14 protein-coding genes and 2 pseudogenes are annotated in these 14,601 nt (G+C 71.2%); 8 read left to right on the top strand and 8 right to left on the bottom strand.

From position 1 onward, the window contains the following. Positions 1–81: 81 nt before the first annotated feature. Positions 82–1,068: a LacI family DNA-binding transcriptional regulator gene (locus M8542_RS22820; protein WP_257922438.1), complete on the bottom strand. Its 987-nt coding sequence runs from the start codon at positions 1,066–1,068 to the stop codon at positions 82–84. Between the two features lie 131 nt (positions 1,069–1,199). Here M8542_RS22820 and M8542_RS22815 point away from each other — a divergent pair, with 131 nt between their 5' ends. Genes M8542_RS22815 through M8542_RS22790 form a run of 6 tightly spaced genes read left to right on the top strand, consistent with a single transcriptional unit; the run spans position 1,200 to position 9,603 of the window. Further along, on the top strand, positions 1,200–2,132 hold the full coding sequence (locus tag M8542_RS22815; RefSeq protein WP_257922242.1) for a carbohydrate ABC transporter permease: 933 nt from the start codon (positions 1,200–1,202) through the stop codon (positions 2,130–2,132). Position 2,133: 1 nt separating this feature from the next. Next, positions 2,134–2,997 (top strand): carbohydrate ABC transporter permease, encoded by an 864-nt coding sequence (locus tag M8542_RS22810; RefSeq protein ID WP_257922241.1) that lies wholly within the window; start codon positions 2,134–2,136, stop codon positions 2,995–2,997. Positions 2,998–3,026: 29 nt separating this feature from the next. After that, positions 3,027–4,364 (top strand): ABC transporter substrate-binding protein, encoded by a 1,338-nt coding sequence (locus M8542_RS22805; RefSeq protein WP_257922240.1) that lies wholly within the window; start codon positions 3,027–3,029, stop codon positions 4,362–4,364. After that, positions 4,361–5,875 carry an alpha-N-arabinofuranosidase gene (locus tag M8542_RS22800; protein WP_257922239.1) on the top strand — a complete coding sequence of 505 codons (1,515 nt, stop codon included), beginning with the start codon at positions 4,361–4,363 and terminating at the stop codon, positions 5,873–5,875. Before M8542_RS22805 ends, M8542_RS22800 begins: the two co-directional genes overlap by 4 nt. After that, positions 5,868–7,610: a glycoside hydrolase family 35 protein gene (locus tag M8542_RS22795; protein WP_257922238.1), complete on the top strand. Its 1,743-nt coding sequence runs from the start codon at positions 5,868–5,870 to the stop codon at positions 7,608–7,610. Before M8542_RS22800 ends, M8542_RS22795 begins: the two co-directional genes overlap by 8 nt. 34 nt (positions 7,611–7,644) lie before the next feature. Beyond that, positions 7,645–9,603 carry an RICIN domain-containing protein gene (locus M8542_RS22790; protein WP_257922237.1) on the top strand — a complete coding sequence of 653 codons (1,959 nt, stop codon included), beginning with the start codon at positions 7,645–7,647 and terminating at the stop codon, positions 9,601–9,603. On the opposite strand, the gene M8542_RS22785 is transcribed toward M8542_RS22790, so the two are convergent. Then, positions 9,512–10,492, bottom strand: coding sequence for a DMT family transporter (locus M8542_RS22785; protein ID WP_257922236.1), 981 nt, complete (start codon positions 10,490–10,492; stop codon positions 9,512–9,514). The genes M8542_RS22790 and M8542_RS22785 overlap by 92 nt on opposite strands. 84 nt (positions 10,493–10,576) lie before the next feature. Here M8542_RS22785 and M8542_RS22780 point away from each other — a divergent pair, with 84 nt between their 5' ends. Then, on the top strand, positions 10,577–11,116 hold the full coding sequence (locus tag M8542_RS22780; protein ID WP_257922235.1) for a CGNR zinc finger domain-containing protein: 540 nt from the start codon (positions 10,577–10,579) through the stop codon (positions 11,114–11,116). 160 nt (positions 11,117–11,276) lie between these two features. Further along, entirely contained in the window at positions 11,277–12,002 is a 726-nt protein-coding gene (locus tag M8542_RS22775) for an ANTAR domain-containing response regulator (protein WP_257922437.1), read from the top strand. On the opposite strand, the gene M8542_RS22770 is transcribed toward M8542_RS22775, so the two are convergent. From M8542_RS22770 to M8542_RS22750, 6 genes and pseudogenes are all read right to left on the bottom strand, one after another. After that, complete coding sequence (locus M8542_RS22770; RefSeq protein ID WP_257922234.1) at positions 11,976–12,734, bottom strand: maleate cis-trans isomerase family protein; 759 nt, start codon at positions 12,732–12,734, stop codon at positions 11,976–11,978. The two genes, M8542_RS22775 and M8542_RS22770, sit on opposite strands and share 27 nt — an antisense overlap. Before the next feature lie 98 nt (positions 12,735–12,832). Beyond that, positions 12,833–12,964, bottom strand: a pseudogene (locus tag M8542_RS22765) (RNA polymerase subunit sigma-70); the annotation flags it as partial. A 102-nt stretch (positions 12,965–13,066) separates the two neighbouring features. Next, positions 13,067–13,180 (bottom strand): annotated as a pseudogene (locus M8542_RS22760) (sigma factor); the annotation flags it as partial. A 5-nt stretch (positions 13,181–13,185) separates the two neighbouring features. Further along, a complete protein-coding gene (locus tag M8542_RS22755) occupies positions 13,186–13,350 on the bottom strand; it encodes a hypothetical protein (protein WP_257922233.1) in 165 nt (54 codons plus the stop codon). Next, the gene (locus M8542_RS50650; protein WP_372508580.1) at positions 13,278–13,553 is read right to left on the bottom strand and encodes an SDR family NAD(P)-dependent oxidoreductase; all 276 of its coding nucleotides are present in this window, start codon (positions 13,551–13,553) and stop codon (positions 13,278–13,280) included. The genes M8542_RS22755 and M8542_RS50650 overlap by 73 nt, the downstream gene beginning before the upstream one ends. An 81-nt stretch (positions 13,554–13,634) precedes the next feature. After that, positions 13,635–14,513, bottom strand: coding sequence for a MurR/RpiR family transcriptional regulator (locus tag M8542_RS22750; protein WP_257922232.1), 879 nt, complete (start codon positions 14,511–14,513; stop codon positions 13,635–13,637). Positions 14,514–14,601 lie beyond the last annotated feature (88 nt).

Raw genomic sequence — 14,601 nt, 5'->3', positions numbered from 1 at the left:
TTGAGAGGGCATCAGCGCGATGCCCCTCCAATCACAGGTGATGCCTCTCCAGACACGGGTGATGCCCCGTGGGGTGGCTGGTCAGGCGGGTGGGGGTGCCGTGCTCGAACGGAGGATCAGCTCCGTCGGCACCGTCACCGGCTCGCCGGCCTCCGCGCCCGTCTCGATTTCCGCCAGCAGGGCCGAAACCGCGTGCCGGCCCACTGCTTCGAACGACTGGCGGATCGTCGTCAGCGGGGGCCAGAAGCAGGCCGACTCCTCCATGTCGTCGAAACCCACCACGCTCACCTCCGCCGGCACCCGGCGGCCCGCCTCGTGCAACGCGCGCAGCAGGCCCAGTGCCATCTGGTCGTTCGCCACGAACACCGCCGTCACCGCCGGGTCGGCGGCCAGCGCCGAACCCGCCTGGTAGCCCGAAGCCGGGGACCAGTCGCCGGTGAACACCGGGGGGACCGGCGCCCCGGCGGACTCCAAGGTGGCCTGCCACGACTTCCGGCGTCGTTCGGCCGAATAGGACTGTGGTGGTCCCGCGATGTGCCACACCGTCTTGTGTCCCAGGGAAAGCAGGTGCCGGGTCGCCGTCGCCGCGCCGTCCGCCTGGTCGGTGTCCACCACCGGGTAGTCGTACCGCGCGCTCGAGTCGATCACCACCACCGGAAGCCCGTGCGGCAGCTCGATTTCGCTCTGGTCGAGCTGGTGCTGCTCGATCAGGATGATCACGCCGTCGACCGCCTGCTCGTTCAGCTTGCTGAACGCGCCCGCGACTTCGCCCTGCGTCGGGCGCGTCACCGGCATCAGGATGATCGAGAACCCCTCCGGGACGACCGCCGCCGCGATCGCGTCGAGGGTGCGGCTGTTGCCGAACGTCGGGAGCGCCGAGATGATCACGCCGATGCTGCGGAACTTGCCGTTGCGCAGCGCGCGGGCCGCGCTGTTCGGGCGGTAGCCGACCCGGCGCATCGCGGCCAGGACGCGCTCGCGCGTCGCGTCGTCCACGTTGGTCTTGCCGTTCGCCACGCGCGACACCGTCTGGCCCGACACGCCGGCTTCGCGGGCCACGTCCGCCATCGACGGACCACGACGGGGGACTGCTGCCGGCACGGGTGCTCCTCGAAGTGTCCTGGACATGTTTACGTCAACACGTTACCCTCCGACCGTCCATGTTGACGTAAACATCCACGCGAACCACCGGAGGGACGATGACGTCCACAGCGGCACCGCCGGTCCCGGCGCCGCCCCGACGGCCCGCGGCCCCGGCACGCCGGAAGCGGCGGCAGTGGCGCGGCTGGCTCTTCGTCGCCCCGTTCGTGCTGGTCTTCGCGCTGACCTTCATCGCGCCGGTGGTCTACGCGTTCGTGCTCAGCCTCTTCCGCGACCAGGCCTTCTTCGGCGGCACAGTGTTCGTCGGCGCGGACAACTACACGCAGGTGCTGGCCGACCCGAAGTTCTGGGAGTCGTTCCGGCGCGTGCTCGTGTTCCTCGTCGTGCAGGTGCCGATCATGCTGGTCCTCGCGCTGATCGCCGCGCTGGCCATCGACAGCGCCCGGCTGCACGCCGCCGGGTTCTTCCGGATCGTGATCTTCCTGCCCTACGCCGTGCCCGCCGTCGTCGCCGCGCTCATGTGGGGCTTCATCTACGGCGACCACTTCGGGCTCGCGGCCGACCTGAACCACCTGCTCGGCACCGACGCGGTCAAGCCGCTCTCGGAGAACTGGCTGCTCACCTCGATCGGCAACGTCGTCACGTGGGAGTTCGTCGGCTACAACATGCTCATCTTCTACTCCGCGCTGAAGGTGATCCCCAAGGAGCTGTTCGAGGCGGCCTCGATCGACGGCGCGGGCGCGTTCCGCACGATCGTCTCCGTCAAGCTCCCCGCGATCCGGGGCGCCATCGTGATCGCGACGATCTTCTCGATCATCGGCAGCTTCCAGCTGTTCAACGAGCCGAACATCATGCGCAACCTGGTGCCCAACGTGATCGGCACCTTCTACACGCCGAACATGTACGCCTACAACCTCTCCTTCGGCGGCCAGCAGTACAACTACTCCGCCGCCGTCGCCATCGTGATGGGCGTGATCACCGCGGTCATCGCCTACGTCGTGCAGCTGCGCGGCGCCCGGAAGGGGATGTGACGTGGCGACCTTCTCGCTGACGCGGCCCCGCAAGTCGCGCACCCTCACCGCCTTCATGGCGCTGTACCTGCTCTACACGCTGGTTCCCCTGGTGTGGCTGGTGATCAACGCGACCAAGACCCAGCCCGCGCTGTTCTCGAGTTCCGGCCTGTCCTTCGGTGACTCGTTCGCGTTGTTCGACAACATCGCGCAGACCTTCACGTACAACGGCGGGATCTTCTTCCGCTGGCTGGGCAACACGCTGCTCTACGTCGTGGTCGGCGCCGGCGGTGCGACGGTCCTCGCCACCGCGGCGGGCTACGGCCTGGCCAAGTACCGGTTCCCCGGCCGCCGCGCGGTGTTCGCCGTCGTGCTGGGCGCGGTGGCCGTGCCCGCCACCGCGCTGGCCGTGCCGACGTTCCTGATGTTCAGCAAGCTCGGGCTGACCAACACGCCGCTGGCGATCATCATCCCGTCGCTGATCAGCCCGTTCGGGCTCTACCTGATCTGGGTCTACGCCGCCGACGCCATCCCCGACGAGCTCCTGGAGGCCGCGCGGATCGACGGCGCGGGGGAGCTGCGGATCTTCTTCACCGTGACGCTGCGCCAGCTCGTGCCCGGGATCGTGACGGTCGCGCTGTTCACCATGGTGCAGACCTGGAACAACTACTTCCTGCCGCTGATCATGCTCAGCGAGCCCAAGTGGTACCCGCTGACCGTCGGGCTCAACCAGTGGAGCGCCCAGGCGAACGGCGCCGGCGCCCAGCCGATCTTCAACCTGGTGCTCACCGGCTCGCTGCTCACCATCATCCCCCTCGTCCTCGCTTTCCTGCTCATGCAACGGTTCTGGCAGTCCGGGCTGAGCGCCGGGAGCGTCAAGCAATAAGCCGTCACACCGTCGTGAAGGGACACTCGATGTCACGCATCCGCAGTCGCGCCAAGGCGTTCTTCGCCGTGGCGCTCGCCGCCGCCCTCGCGGTCGGCTGCTCGTCCGGGAGCCCGTCCGGGCCCGCCGCCGCCACCGGCACCCAGGACTCGGTCGACGCCGCGCTCAAGGCGGGCGGGACCATCACCTACTGGAGCTGGACCCCGAGCGCCAAGGACCAGGTCGCCGCGTTCCAGAAGGAATACCCGAATGTTCACGTGAACTACGTCAACGCCGGGACGAACAAGGACGAGTACACCAAGCTGCAGAACGCGATCAAGGCCGGCTCCGGCGCGCCGGACGTCGCGCAGATCGAGTACTACGCCCTTCCGCAGTTCGCGCTCACCGACGCGCTGGCGGACCTGAACCAGTTCGGCTTCGGCTCGTTCGAAAAGGACTACAGCGCCTCCACGTGGGCCCAGGTCAAGAGCGCCAACGGCGTCTACGGCCTGCCGCAGGACTCCGGCCCGATGGCGTTGTTCTACAACAAGGAAGTCTTCGACAAGAACGCCATCGCGGTGCCGAAGACCTGGGACGAGTACCTCGCCGCGGCCAAGAAGCTGCACGCGGCCGACCCGACGAAGTACATCACCTCCGACACCGGCGACCCCGGGTTCGCGCTCAGCATGATCTGGCAGGCCGGCGGACGCCCGTTCAGCGCCGACGGCCGGAACGTGAAGATCGACTTCGCCGACCCCGGCACCAAGAAGTGGACCTCGACCTGGGACCAGCTGATCCAGGGCAAGCTGCTGGCCCCGGTCAAGGAGTGGTCCGACGACTGGTTCCGCGCGCTCGGTGACGGCACCATCTCGTCCCTGGTCACCGGCGCCTGGATGCCCGGCAACTTCAAGTCCTCGGTGCCCGGCGGCGCCGGCAAGTGGGCCGTGGCGCCGATGCCGACCTACGACGGCAATCCGGTGACCGCGGAGAACGGCGGCAGCACCCAGTCCGTGCTCAAGCAGAGCGCCAACCCGGCGCTGGCCGCGGGGTTCGTGCGGTGGCTCAACCACGGCGGCGGCGTCAAGCCGTTCATCGAGAGCGGCGGCTTCCCGGCCACCACGGCGGACCTGTCCTCGCCGGCGTTCGTCGACGAGGCCGTGCCGTACTTCGGCGGGCAGAAGATCAACCAGGTGCTGACGCAGGCGTCGAAGGACGTCGCCAAGGGCTGGACCTACCTGCCGTACCAGACCTACGCCAACAGCGTCTTCAGCGACACCGTCGGCAAGGCCTACCTGAACGGCACCGGGCTCGAAGCCGGGCTCGCGGCCTGGCAACAGGCGCTGGTCGACTACGGCAACCAGCAGGGCTTCACGGTCAGCGCGGGATGAGCGTCCGGATCGAAGGTGACGCGGGCCGGGTGATCGGCCCGGTCCCGCGTCGCCTCTTCGGCTCGTTCGTCGAGCACATGGGCCGGAGTGTCTACACGGGACTGTACGAACCCGGGCACGCCACTTCGGACGAACGCGGCTTTCGCGGCGACGTCCTGGAACTGGTCCGGGAGCTCGGGCCGACCGTGCTCCGCTACCCCGGCGGCAACTTCGTCTCCGCGCACCGCTGGGAGGACGGCGTCGGCCCCGACCGCCCGGTCCGGCTCGACCCGGCCTGGCACAGCGTCGAGTCCAACCGCTTCGGCCTGCACGAGTTCGCCGCGTGGGCCGAAGCCGCGGGCGCCGAGGTGATGTACGCCGTCAACCTCGGCACCCGCGGCATCCAGGAGGCCGCCGACGTCCTCGAGTACTGCAACCACGCGGGTGGCACGGAGCTGAGCGACCGGCGGCGGGCGAACGGCGCCGAGGAGCCGTTCGGCTTCAAGCTGTGGTGCCTGGGCAACGAGATGGACGGCCCGTGGCAGGTCGGCCATAAGACCGCCGACGAGTACGGCCGCCTGGCCGCCGAAACCGCGCGCGTGTTGCGGATGATCGACCCGGACGTCGAACTGGTCGTCGCCGGCAGCTCGAACGCCGGGATGCCGACGTTCGGCGAATGGGAGCGAACGGTCCTGCGCCACACCGCGGGCCTGGTCGACCACATCTCGCTGCACGCCTACTACCAGGAGCTGCACGGCGACACCGAGAGCTACCTGGCGAGCGCGGCCGCACTGGACACCTACATCGCGACCGCGGCCGGGATCATCGACGAGCTGGGTCTGGCGAACGAGGTCGGGATCAGCGTCGACGAGTGGAACGTCTGGGACCAGCGCCGCTGGAACGCCGTCGACCAGGCACGGCTCGCCGAGGGCGGCTGGCGGGAACACCCGCGGATCATCGAGGACGACTACACCGTCACCGACGCGGTCGTCGTCGGCTCGCTGCTGAGCTCCCTGCTGCGCAACGTCGACCGCGTCACGATGGCGAACCAGGCGCAGCTGGTGAACGTCATCGCGCCGATCCGCACCGAGCCCGGCGGCCCGGCGTGGCGGCAGACGACGTTCCACCCGTTCCGGCTCGTCGCGTCGCTGGCCCGCGGTGTGAGCCTGCGGCTGGACGTCGAGGGCGAGCGGCTTCGCACCGCGCAGTACGGCGAAGTCGACCTGGTCGACGTCGCCGCGACGCTCGAGGAGTCCGGGCGTGGCGCGGTGTTCCTCACCAACCGGGCCACGGCGACGCCGACCGAGATCCACTTGCGACTCCGCGGCGCGCGGTTCGCCGTCTACGGCGCGGAAACCCTGACGATCCCCGGCGGGGCGACGCGCCACGCCGTCAACACCGCCGCCGCCCAACCGGTCCGGCCGGTGCCGCTACCCGGCGCCGCCGTGACGTCCGACCCCGGAGGGACCACCATCACCGTGACGCTGCCACCCCTTTCCTGGTCCGTGCTCAGGGTGAGCCCGCATGCCTGAGTTCGTCATCGGCGAGACCGACTTCCTGCTCGACGGCCGGCCGTTCCGGATCCTTTCCGGTGCCCTGCACTACTTCCGCGTGCACCCGGACCTGTGGGCCGACCGGATCGACAAGGCCCGCCGGATGGGGCTGAACACCATCGAGACGTACGTGCCGTGGAACGCGCACGCGCCGTCGCCCGGCGAGTTCGACCTCACCGGCGGGCTCGACCTCGACCGCTTCCTGCGGCTCATCGCCGACGCCGGGATGTACGCGATCGTCCGGCCCGGCCCGTACATCTGCGCGGAATGGGACAACGGCGGGCTGCCGGCGTGGCTGTTCCGCGACCCGGCGGTCGGCGTCCGGCGCTACGAGCCGAAGTACCTCGACGCGGTCCGCGGCTACCTCTCGCGCGTCTACGAAGTCGTGGTGCCGCACCAGGTCGACCGCGACGGTCCGGTGCTGCTGGTCCAGGTCGAGAACGAGTACGGCGCGTTCGGCGACGACAAGCGCTACCTGAAGGCGCTGGCCGAGCACACGCGCGCGGCCGGCATCACCGTGCCGCTGACCACAGTGGACCAGCCGGACATGCTCGAAGCGGGCAGTCTCGACGGCCTGCACCGCACGGCGTCGTTCGGGTCGGCCGCCGCGGACCGGCTGAAGATCCTGCGGGAGCACCAGCCGACCGGGCCGCTGATGTGCGGTGAGTTCTGGAACGGCTGGTTCGACCACTGGGGCGCGCACCACCACACCACGCCGGCCGCGGACGCGGCGGCCGAGCTCGACGCGCTGCTCGCGGCGGGCGCGTCGGTCAACCTGTACATGTTCCACGGCGGCACCAACTTCGGGCTCACCAACGGCGCGAACGACAAGGGCGTCTACCAGCCGCTGGTCACCTCCTACGACTACGACGCGCCGCTGGACGAGGCCGGCGACCCGACGCCGAAGTACCACGCGTTCCGGGACGTGATCGCGCGCTACCACAAGGTGCCGGACTCCGTGCCGCCGCCGAAGCGGGACGCGCCGACACCGAGCACCCGGCTGCGCGACCCGGTCCGGCTGCTCGACGCGCCGGAACGCTTCGGCACCTGGGAGTTCCACGAACAGCTGCCCGCCTTCGACGAGCTCACCCCGATGCCGCGGCTCGCGCTGCTGCGCACCCGCGTCAGCGGCGACCGGCCCGGGGTGCTGGCCTTCGGCGAGGTTCGCGACCGCGCGACGGTGTTCTTCGACGGCGACCCGGTCGGCACGCTGCAGCGCGATCACCACGACCGCGCGCTCGCGCTGCCGCGGGCCGAGGGTGAGCTGCTGGTGCTGGTGGAGGACCAGGGCCGCGTCGACTACGGCCCGCGGATCGGCGAGGCTAAGGGCGTCATCGGCGGTGCTTCGCTCGACGGCGAGCCGCTGGCCGGCTGGGACGTGCTGCCGCTCGACCTCGACGCGCTGCCGACGCCGGTCACCACGTCCACTGTGGATGGCCCGATCGCCGGTCCGGTGCTGCTGCGCGCCGAGGTCGACGCCGCCGCGTCCACGGACCTGTTCCTCGACACCGGGGGCTGGGGCAAGGGCCTGGTGTGGTTCAACGGGTTCGGCCTCGGCCGCTACTGGCGGCGCGGGCCGCAGCGGACGCTGTACGTGCCGGGCCCGGTGGTCCGCCCGGGCGGCAACGAACTCGTCGTGCTCGAACTGGGCACGATGCTCGACCCGGCGGCCCGGTTCGTGCCGCGGCCGCTGCTGGGCCACACGGAGGCCTGAGAAAGTCCCCACCGCACCGAAGGGCAGTTCGACGATGAACAACCGGTTGCTCACCGTCCTTTGTGTACCTCTCGTCGCGGCCGGGCTGGCAGCCGCATCGGCGTCGGCGGCCACCACGGTGACCGTGCGACCCGATCCGGCCTACCGCCAGCAGGCCTTCGAAGGCTGGGGCTCCAGCCTGGCGTGGATGGCCGAGGCGACCGGTGGCTACCCGGACGCGGTCCGGACCAAGCTGGCCGACCTGGTCTTCGGCCCCGACGGGCTGAACCTCAACATCGCGCGGTTCGACATCGGCGGTGGGAACGCCCCCGACGTCCCGGCGTACCTGCGACCCGGTGGTGCCGTGCCGGGGTGGTGGAAAGCACCAGCCGGCACGACCCGCGCCGACAAGGACTGGTGGACCCCCGGCGACCCGGCCGAGTTCGACGCGGCCGCCGACCCGAACCAGCGCTGGTGGGTGGACCGGATCAAGAAGCAGGTCACGAAGTGGGAGGCGTTCAGCAACTCGCCGCCGTACTTCCAGACCGTGTCCGGGTACGTCTCGGGCGGCTTCAACGCCACCGACGAACAGCTGCGGCCCGACAAGATCGGCGACTTCACCGCGTACCTGGCCCAGGTCGTGCGGACCCTCGAACGCGCGCACGGCATCAAGTTCTCCTCGGTGGACCCGCTGAACGAGCCCAACACGAACTACTGGAAGACCACCCTCGGCGCCGACGGGAACCCGACCGGCGGCCGTCAGGAGGGCGCGCACGTCGGCCCGGCGGTCCAGGCGCAGCTCATCCCGGCGATGGCCGCGGCACTGCCCGGGCGGACGGTCTCCGCGCCCGACGAGACCAACCCCGACATCTTCGCGACGGACTTCGCGGGCTGGACCCCGGAGGCCAAGGCGGCGGCCGGGCAGCTGAACGTGCACACCTACGGCACCGGCAACCGGCCGATCCCGCGCGACCTGGCCAAGGGCGCCGCGAAGCCGTTGTGGATGAGCGAGGTCGGCGGCAGCTGGCTGGACCGGCAGGACTTCACCGACATGGCGCCGGGCCTCGGGCTGGCCACCCAGATCACCGACGACCTGCGCCTGCTGGAGCCGAGCGCCTGGGTCAGCTGGCAGCCCATCGAGGACTACGACAACATGAAGCCCGGCGGGGAGTCCGCGGCCGGGATGAACTGGGGCGAGATCCAGGTCCCGTTCGACTGCACCACCGCGGACTGTCCGATCCGGACGAACACGAAGTTCGACACCATGCGGAACTTCACCCACTACATCCGGCCGGGTGACCGGCTGATCGCGTCGGACGACACCGCGTCGACGGCCGCCATGCGCGGGGAGAACCTGGCCACCGTGGTGCACGTCAACTCCGGGACGACGGACCAGGACGTCACGCTGGACCTGTCCGGCTTCGGGCGCGTGCGGCCCGGCGCGTCGGTGACGCCGGTCGTCACCGACGGCACGGGTGCGCTGCGCCGCGGCAAGCCGGTCCGGGTCACCTCGGCCCGCGCCACGCTGCGGGTCCCGGCGCGGTCGGTGACGACGTTCCTGGTCGACGGCGTCTCGTCGACGGCCGCGGGCACGGGACTGGGCGCGGGCAAGCCGGTCACTTTCACCGGCGTCCAGAGCGGGAAGTCCCTGGCGGCGGAGAATGGCTCGCTGGTGCAGCGCACGACGGACGCCTCGGCGACAGCCCAGCGCTGGACGCTGGCCGACCGCACGGGCCGCTACGGCAACCGCGACCGGTTCACGGTGACCAACGCCGGCACCGGCCAGGTCCTGACCACGGCCGGCGGCGCGGTGACCCTGGCCCCGCGGGGCACGAACGGACCGGCGGCGCTGTGGACGCTTTCGACGACGGGCGACGGGACGTGGACGTTCGTCAACGCCGCGGACGGGCAGCTGCTGGACGTCACGGGTGAGTCGCGGGAGGACGGGGCGAAGGTCGGGCTGTACCGGCCGACGAACGGCCCGAACCAGCGGTGGCAGGCGATTCCGCGCTGACTGTCGGACCCTTCCGATAGCGTGGAAAACGGGGGCTGCTCAGCCCGGTCCGCGCGGCGAGCAACACGCCGAGACCGCCGAGGGCCAGGCCCAGGATGGTGACGCCGTCCAGGGTCTGGCCGTTGATCAGCCACGCCAGCAGCGCCGTCACGGCCGGGGTCAGGAAGAACAGCGTGCCGACCTGGCTCGCGGCCTGACGGCGCAGCATCAGGTTCAGCAGCAGGAACGTGCCGACCGAGTTGACCAGCACGATCCAGCCCAGCGAAAGGCCGAACGCGGTCCAGTCGCCGACGCGCGGTGTCTCCAGCAGCAGGGAGGCGAGGCCGACGACCGGCGCGCTCACCAGGAACTGCACCGCCGTGGCGCTGCGGACGTCGACGCCGGTGGCGAAGCGTTTCTGGTACACCGTCCCGAAACTCAGGCCGAGGAGGCCGACGAAGCAGAGCACGATGCCGGACGCCGAGACGTGCAGCTGGTCGGCGACGGCGAGCGCGACCCCGGCCCCGCCGATCGCGAAGCCGAGCCACTGCGCGCGGGTGATGCGCTCGCCGAGCACGCCGCCGGCGAGCAGCGCGATGACGACCGGGTTGAGCCCCTGCACGAGCGCGACGACGCCGCCGGGCAGGCCGCGCGCGATCGCGAGGTAGAACGCGCCGAACTGGACGGCCTGCATGAGCAGCCCGGTGACGGCGACGTGCCGCAGCTGCCGCCCGCGCGGCCACGGCGCGCGGGTCACGAACGCGATCCCGGCGAGCAGCACGCCCGCGAGGGCGAAGCGCGAGAACGTCAGCAGCAGTGGCGGGACCGCCGCGGTGCCGAACACCGCGGCGATGAAGGCGCTGCTCCACAGCACCACGAACAACGGGCGCACCGCGGCCTCGGCCTTCATCGCAGTCTCCTGTAACCGGTCGATGGGGTTACCGAGAAGCTAGCAGGCGTGGCAGTAACCTGTCCATGCGGTTACGCTGGCCGGGTGGACTTCAAGTACGGCACCGGGAACCTCGCGCTGGACCTGGTCGGCACGGTCGGGCACCGGCGCAGCGACGTCCTGGAGCTGCTCGCCACCCCGGCCGACCTGGTGCGCTTCCTGGCGGGCACGGGACTGCTCGACCGGCCGGTGCCGGTCTCCGAGGCGGACCTGGCCGAAGCTGTGAGCCTGCGCGAAGCGGTGTACCGGCTGGCACGGGCGACGATCGAGGGCACTCCCGCCCGCCCCGCGGACCGTCGCGCGCTCAACGAGCTGGCGGCCGGTCCGGCGGTCCGGCTCAGGCTGGCCGAAGACGGGTCGACGCGCCGGGACGGTGGTCTGGCCGAGGCGCTGGCGGAGATCGCCCGGACGGCGGTGACGCTGCTCGGCGGCCCGGAGGCAGCTTCGGTCAAGGAGTGCGCGGCGCCCGACTGCACGCGGTTGTACGTGGACCGGTCCCGCAAGCAGGCGCGGCGCTGGTGCGACATGCGCTCGTGCGGGAACCGCGCGAAGGTGGCCGAGTTCCGGGCGCGGCAGAAGGCGTAGCGGCGCGGCCGACGGCAACCGGGAGCGCCCGGCCGGTAGAGTTCTCGCGGACCCGTTGAAACGCCAGCGGTGGTCTTTGTTGACGCTGCTGGCGAGCTCTTACCCGTGCTCGCCACCGATGCATGGGAGGGGTGGGGCTGTGCCGACCACTGGCGACGGCATGGCGGAGCGGGTCGACGAGCTGAACGCCGTCCTGGCCGATCTGGTCGGGGTCCTCGAATCGGTGTCCGACACCCCGGGTCTGCTCGACGCCGTCTGCGGCGAAGCGGTCCGGGTGGTGCCCGACGCGGACCTGGCGAGCATCGTCGTCGTCCGCGACGGCGTGACCCAGACCGCGGCCTTCACCGACGAGCGCGCGCGGCGCATCGACGACGTGCAGTACGCGGCCGGAGACGGTCCGGGCCTGCTCGCGGCGTTGACCGGCGAGGTCGTGCGGGTGGCCGTCGGCGACACGGGCGAGCGGTGGCCCGAGTTCGTCCTCGCGGCCAAGGAGCTCGGTGTGGGCAGCTACCTGGCGGTGCCGCTGCGCGTGGACGACACGCTCGTCGGCGCGATCACGCTGTTCGGCTTCGGGGCCCACGGCTACCACGAGTTCGACACGAAGGTGCTGCGCCTGTTCACGCTGTGCGTGGAGACCGTCCTGCGGCTGACCCGCCGCTACCGCGAGGCTCGCCTGCTCGCCGACGAGCTGCGCAACGCGATGGAGACGCGCGCGGTGATCGAGCAGGCCAAGGGCATGCTGATGCTGATCCACCGGGTCAGCGAGGACACCGCGATGCAGCGGCTGATCGTGGAGTCCCAGCACACCAACACGAAGCTGCGCGACGTCGCGGCGCGCTTCACGAGGAGGATGAGCAGCTCAGGCGACGGCGTGCCGCGGCCCTGACGCGAACAGCGTCCCGAGCCCGTCCCGCACCGGCGTGGCACCGGCCCGGTCGAGCGCGTCCCAGAGCGTGACGGCGGTGGCGGTCAGCACCGGCTTGCCGAGCCGGTCCTCCAGCTCGGCAAGCAGCGGCGTGGTGTGCAGGGCGGTCTCCGGCAGGAGCACGGCCGGCGCGTCGTCGTGGTCGGCCGCGACGACGAGATCGGTGATCTGCCAGGCATCCCACGCGGCCAGCGCGCGGTCGGACGCGGCGTCGGCCGAGACGGCGTGCACGGTCGTCACGCCGGCCTCGGCGAGGAACGCGGCGAAGACGTCGGTCAGGTCCGGGTGGTAGACGGAGGCGAGCGCGACGCGGCCGAGCCCGAGCCGGTCGAGGGCGGCGAGGTAGGCCAAAGACGTGCTGCTCGCCGGGACGCCGAGGCGGCCGGCCAGCGCGCCGGCCTGCTCGTGCGCGCCGGCGAGCCCCCGGGTGAAGCTGCAGCTGGAGCAGGCCCAGCTGACGACGTCCGGCGGCGTCGCGAACTCGTCCGCCGCCGTCGTGAGCCGGTCCGGGGCGCCCAGCTCGCGCACGGCGGCCGTCTTGCCCGCGGTGTCGAGCTCCTCGACGCGGTCGACACTCCACTGGACGTAGGCGAAGTCCAGGGAGAGGGCCGGGTCGAGCCGGTGGCACAGGTCGGCGAAGTCGTCCTCGCCGCAGTCGCGCGTCGGGTAGAGGAGGCCGATGCGGGTGCTCATGACCCCATCATGGCGTGCGCGAACGTCGGCACCAGCGTGGCGTCGTCGAACGCGGTGATCCGCGCGATCCGGCCGCCGCGCAGCGTCAGGACCTGGACGCCCAGCCCCGACGGCAGCGGCCGCCAGGCCCGGCTCTCCAACGCCGTCAGGCAGGCGGTCGTGGCGATCTTGTACAGCCGGCGCCGCACCGACGACCGGCCCTCGAACCCGCCGAACGCGCGCCACGCCCGCCGGTACTGATCCGGCCAAAAGCAGGCCGACCCCCACGCGGCAGGTAACCGTTGCCACGAAGCCATTCGGCCGTGGCTGTGGTCGGATTGGTAACGATCGGCACAGTAGGTCGCCTGCACGAGGTCCTCGGCGTCGTGGATCGAGCCGAGCAGGCGATAGCAGTGTGCGAGCAGCTCCGGGCGGAACTGCTCGGTGCTCGCGGCGAAGTCGGGCATGGCAGTCAGAGCGTACGCAGCCCGGTGCCGCTGACCTGGTACTCCGCCGCGTCGCCGTCGACGACTTCGAGCACGGCCTTGGTGACCTGCTCCGGTGTCAGGACCGAGGGCATGTTCCCGACGAAGGTGCCGCGGTCGACGCCGGTGCGCGCGGCGTACCCCGTCGACACCCACCGTGCCGACGCCGGTGGCCGGGGTCAGCTGCGGCAGGAGCGTGGCGAACCGGAGCCCGAGCCCGGCGCGTTCGGACGGCGTCGATTTCTGCGCGCGTGCGGGCGATGCCGACGACGGTGCGCCCGCCGGCGACGAGCGCGGCGGCGATCGCGCGCCCGAAGCCGCGGCCGGCCCCGGTCACGGCGGCGGTGCTGGACATGGGTACTCCCTGGTGGTCGATGCGTGTGGACGCGGATCAAGACCGCCGGCGGCCCGGGAAACCGTCGCTGAGTGACTCAGGTCACACAGGCTTGGTGGACGGCCGCCGGTGCAGGAGGTCGAAGCGCGACCACATCGCCTCCGCCGCTTCGATGGACTCGCTGGTGCGGGCCGGGTTGACCACCGCGAGCTCGGCGACGATCGCCTGGACCAGTGCCATGCCCGCGGTCAGCGACGGGAAGAACGTCACGCCTTCGGCCGGCACGATCAGCACCTGCTCCACCGCACCCGTCAGCGCCGGGCTCGCCGCGTCGGTGATCGCGAAGACCCGCGCGCCGCGGCTCTTCGCCTCGCTCGCCGCGAGGACCGTGCTCTCGTACAGGCGCCAGAAGCTGATCGCCACGAGCACGTCGTCGGAGGTCAGCTTCGCGGTCTGGTTGGCCAGTTCCGCGTCGCCCACCGTCACCGCGTGGACGTCGTAGCCCGCGAGCCGCGCGTTGTGCGCGAAGGCGATGCCGACCGCCGCGTAGCTGCCGTCGGCGATCACCAGCGTGCGGCGCGCGTCGGCCATCGCCTTGGCGACCTCGCGCAGCACCCCTTCGTCGAAGCGCCGATTCAGCAGAGCCAGGCTGTCGAGGTCGCGACGCAGGGACGCCGACCCCGGCGAGTCGACCCCGCGGTGCTCTTCGGCGACCTGCGGGGCACTGAGCGACGACATGTACCGCGCACGCAGCTCCTGCTGCAGGGCCGGCCAGCCGGCGAAGCCGAGCGCCTGCGCCGTACGGGTCACCGTCGCGACGTTCACGCCGGCGAGCTGCGCCAGCTCGGCCGCCGAGCCGAAAGACGCGCGCCTCGGCTGGGAGACGAGCGCCTCCAGCACCGCGGCGGACTTCGGCCGCAGCCCCCGGGTGGGCAGCCGCTCGCGCAGCCAGCCCTCGAAACCGTCGTCGGTTTCCGCCACCTTCGACCCTCCCTCGCTCGCGTAACGGTAACGCAGGGTGTCGACTTGCAAAGAACGTTGCAGTTTTGCAGAAGTGCAGTATACGTTG

Source organism: Amycolatopsis iheyensis, from assembly GCF_024703995.1.
GTDB classification, from domain to species: domain Bacteria; phylum Actinomycetota; class Actinomycetes; order Mycobacteriales; family Pseudonocardiaceae; genus Amycolatopsis; species Amycolatopsis iheyensis.
Note: the sequence above shows the minus strand (reverse complement) of the source record. Positions and strands in the feature narration are given on the sequence as shown.

What these genes read in the sequence shown, in the direction of transcription:
- M8542_RS22800 (WP_257922239.1), top strand. Translation starts at nt 4,361, where the DNA reads ATGAGCGTCCGGATCGAAGGTGACGCGGGCCGGGTGATCGGCCCGGTC.
- M8542_RS22775 (WP_257922437.1), top strand. Translation starts at nt 11,277, where the DNA reads ATGGCGGAGCGGGTCGACGAGCTGAACGCCGTCCTGGCCGATCTGGTC.
- M8542_RS22785 (WP_257922236.1), bottom strand. Translation starts at nt 10,492, where the DNA reads ATGAAGGCCGAGGCCGCGGTGCGCCCGTTGTTCGTGGTGCTGTGGAGC.
- M8542_RS22790 (WP_257922237.1), top strand. Translation starts at nt 7,645, where the DNA reads ATGAACAACCGGTTGCTCACCGTCCTTTGTGTACCTCTCGTCGCGGCC.
- M8542_RS22820 (WP_257922438.1), bottom strand. Translation starts at nt 1,068, where the DNA reads ATGGCGGACGTGGCCCGCGAAGCCGGCGTGTCGGGCCAGACGGTGTCG.
- M8542_RS50650 (WP_372508580.1), bottom strand. Translation starts at nt 13,553, where the DNA reads ATGTCCAGCACCGCCGCCGTGACCGGGGCCGGCCGCGGCTTCGGGCGC.
- M8542_RS22815 (WP_257922242.1), top strand. Translation starts at nt 1,200, where the DNA reads ATGACGTCCACAGCGGCACCGCCGGTCCCGGCGCCGCCCCGACGGCCC.
- M8542_RS22795 (WP_257922238.1), top strand. Translation starts at nt 5,868, where the DNA reads ATGCCTGAGTTCGTCATCGGCGAGACCGACTTCCTGCTCGACGGCCGG.
- M8542_RS22805 (WP_257922240.1), top strand. Translation starts at nt 3,027, where the DNA reads ATGTCACGCATCCGCAGTCGCGCCAAGGCGTTCTTCGCCGTGGCGCTC.
- M8542_RS22770 (WP_257922234.1), bottom strand. Translation starts at nt 12,734, where the DNA reads ATGAGCACCCGCATCGGCCTCCTCTACCCGACGCGCGACTGCGGCGAG.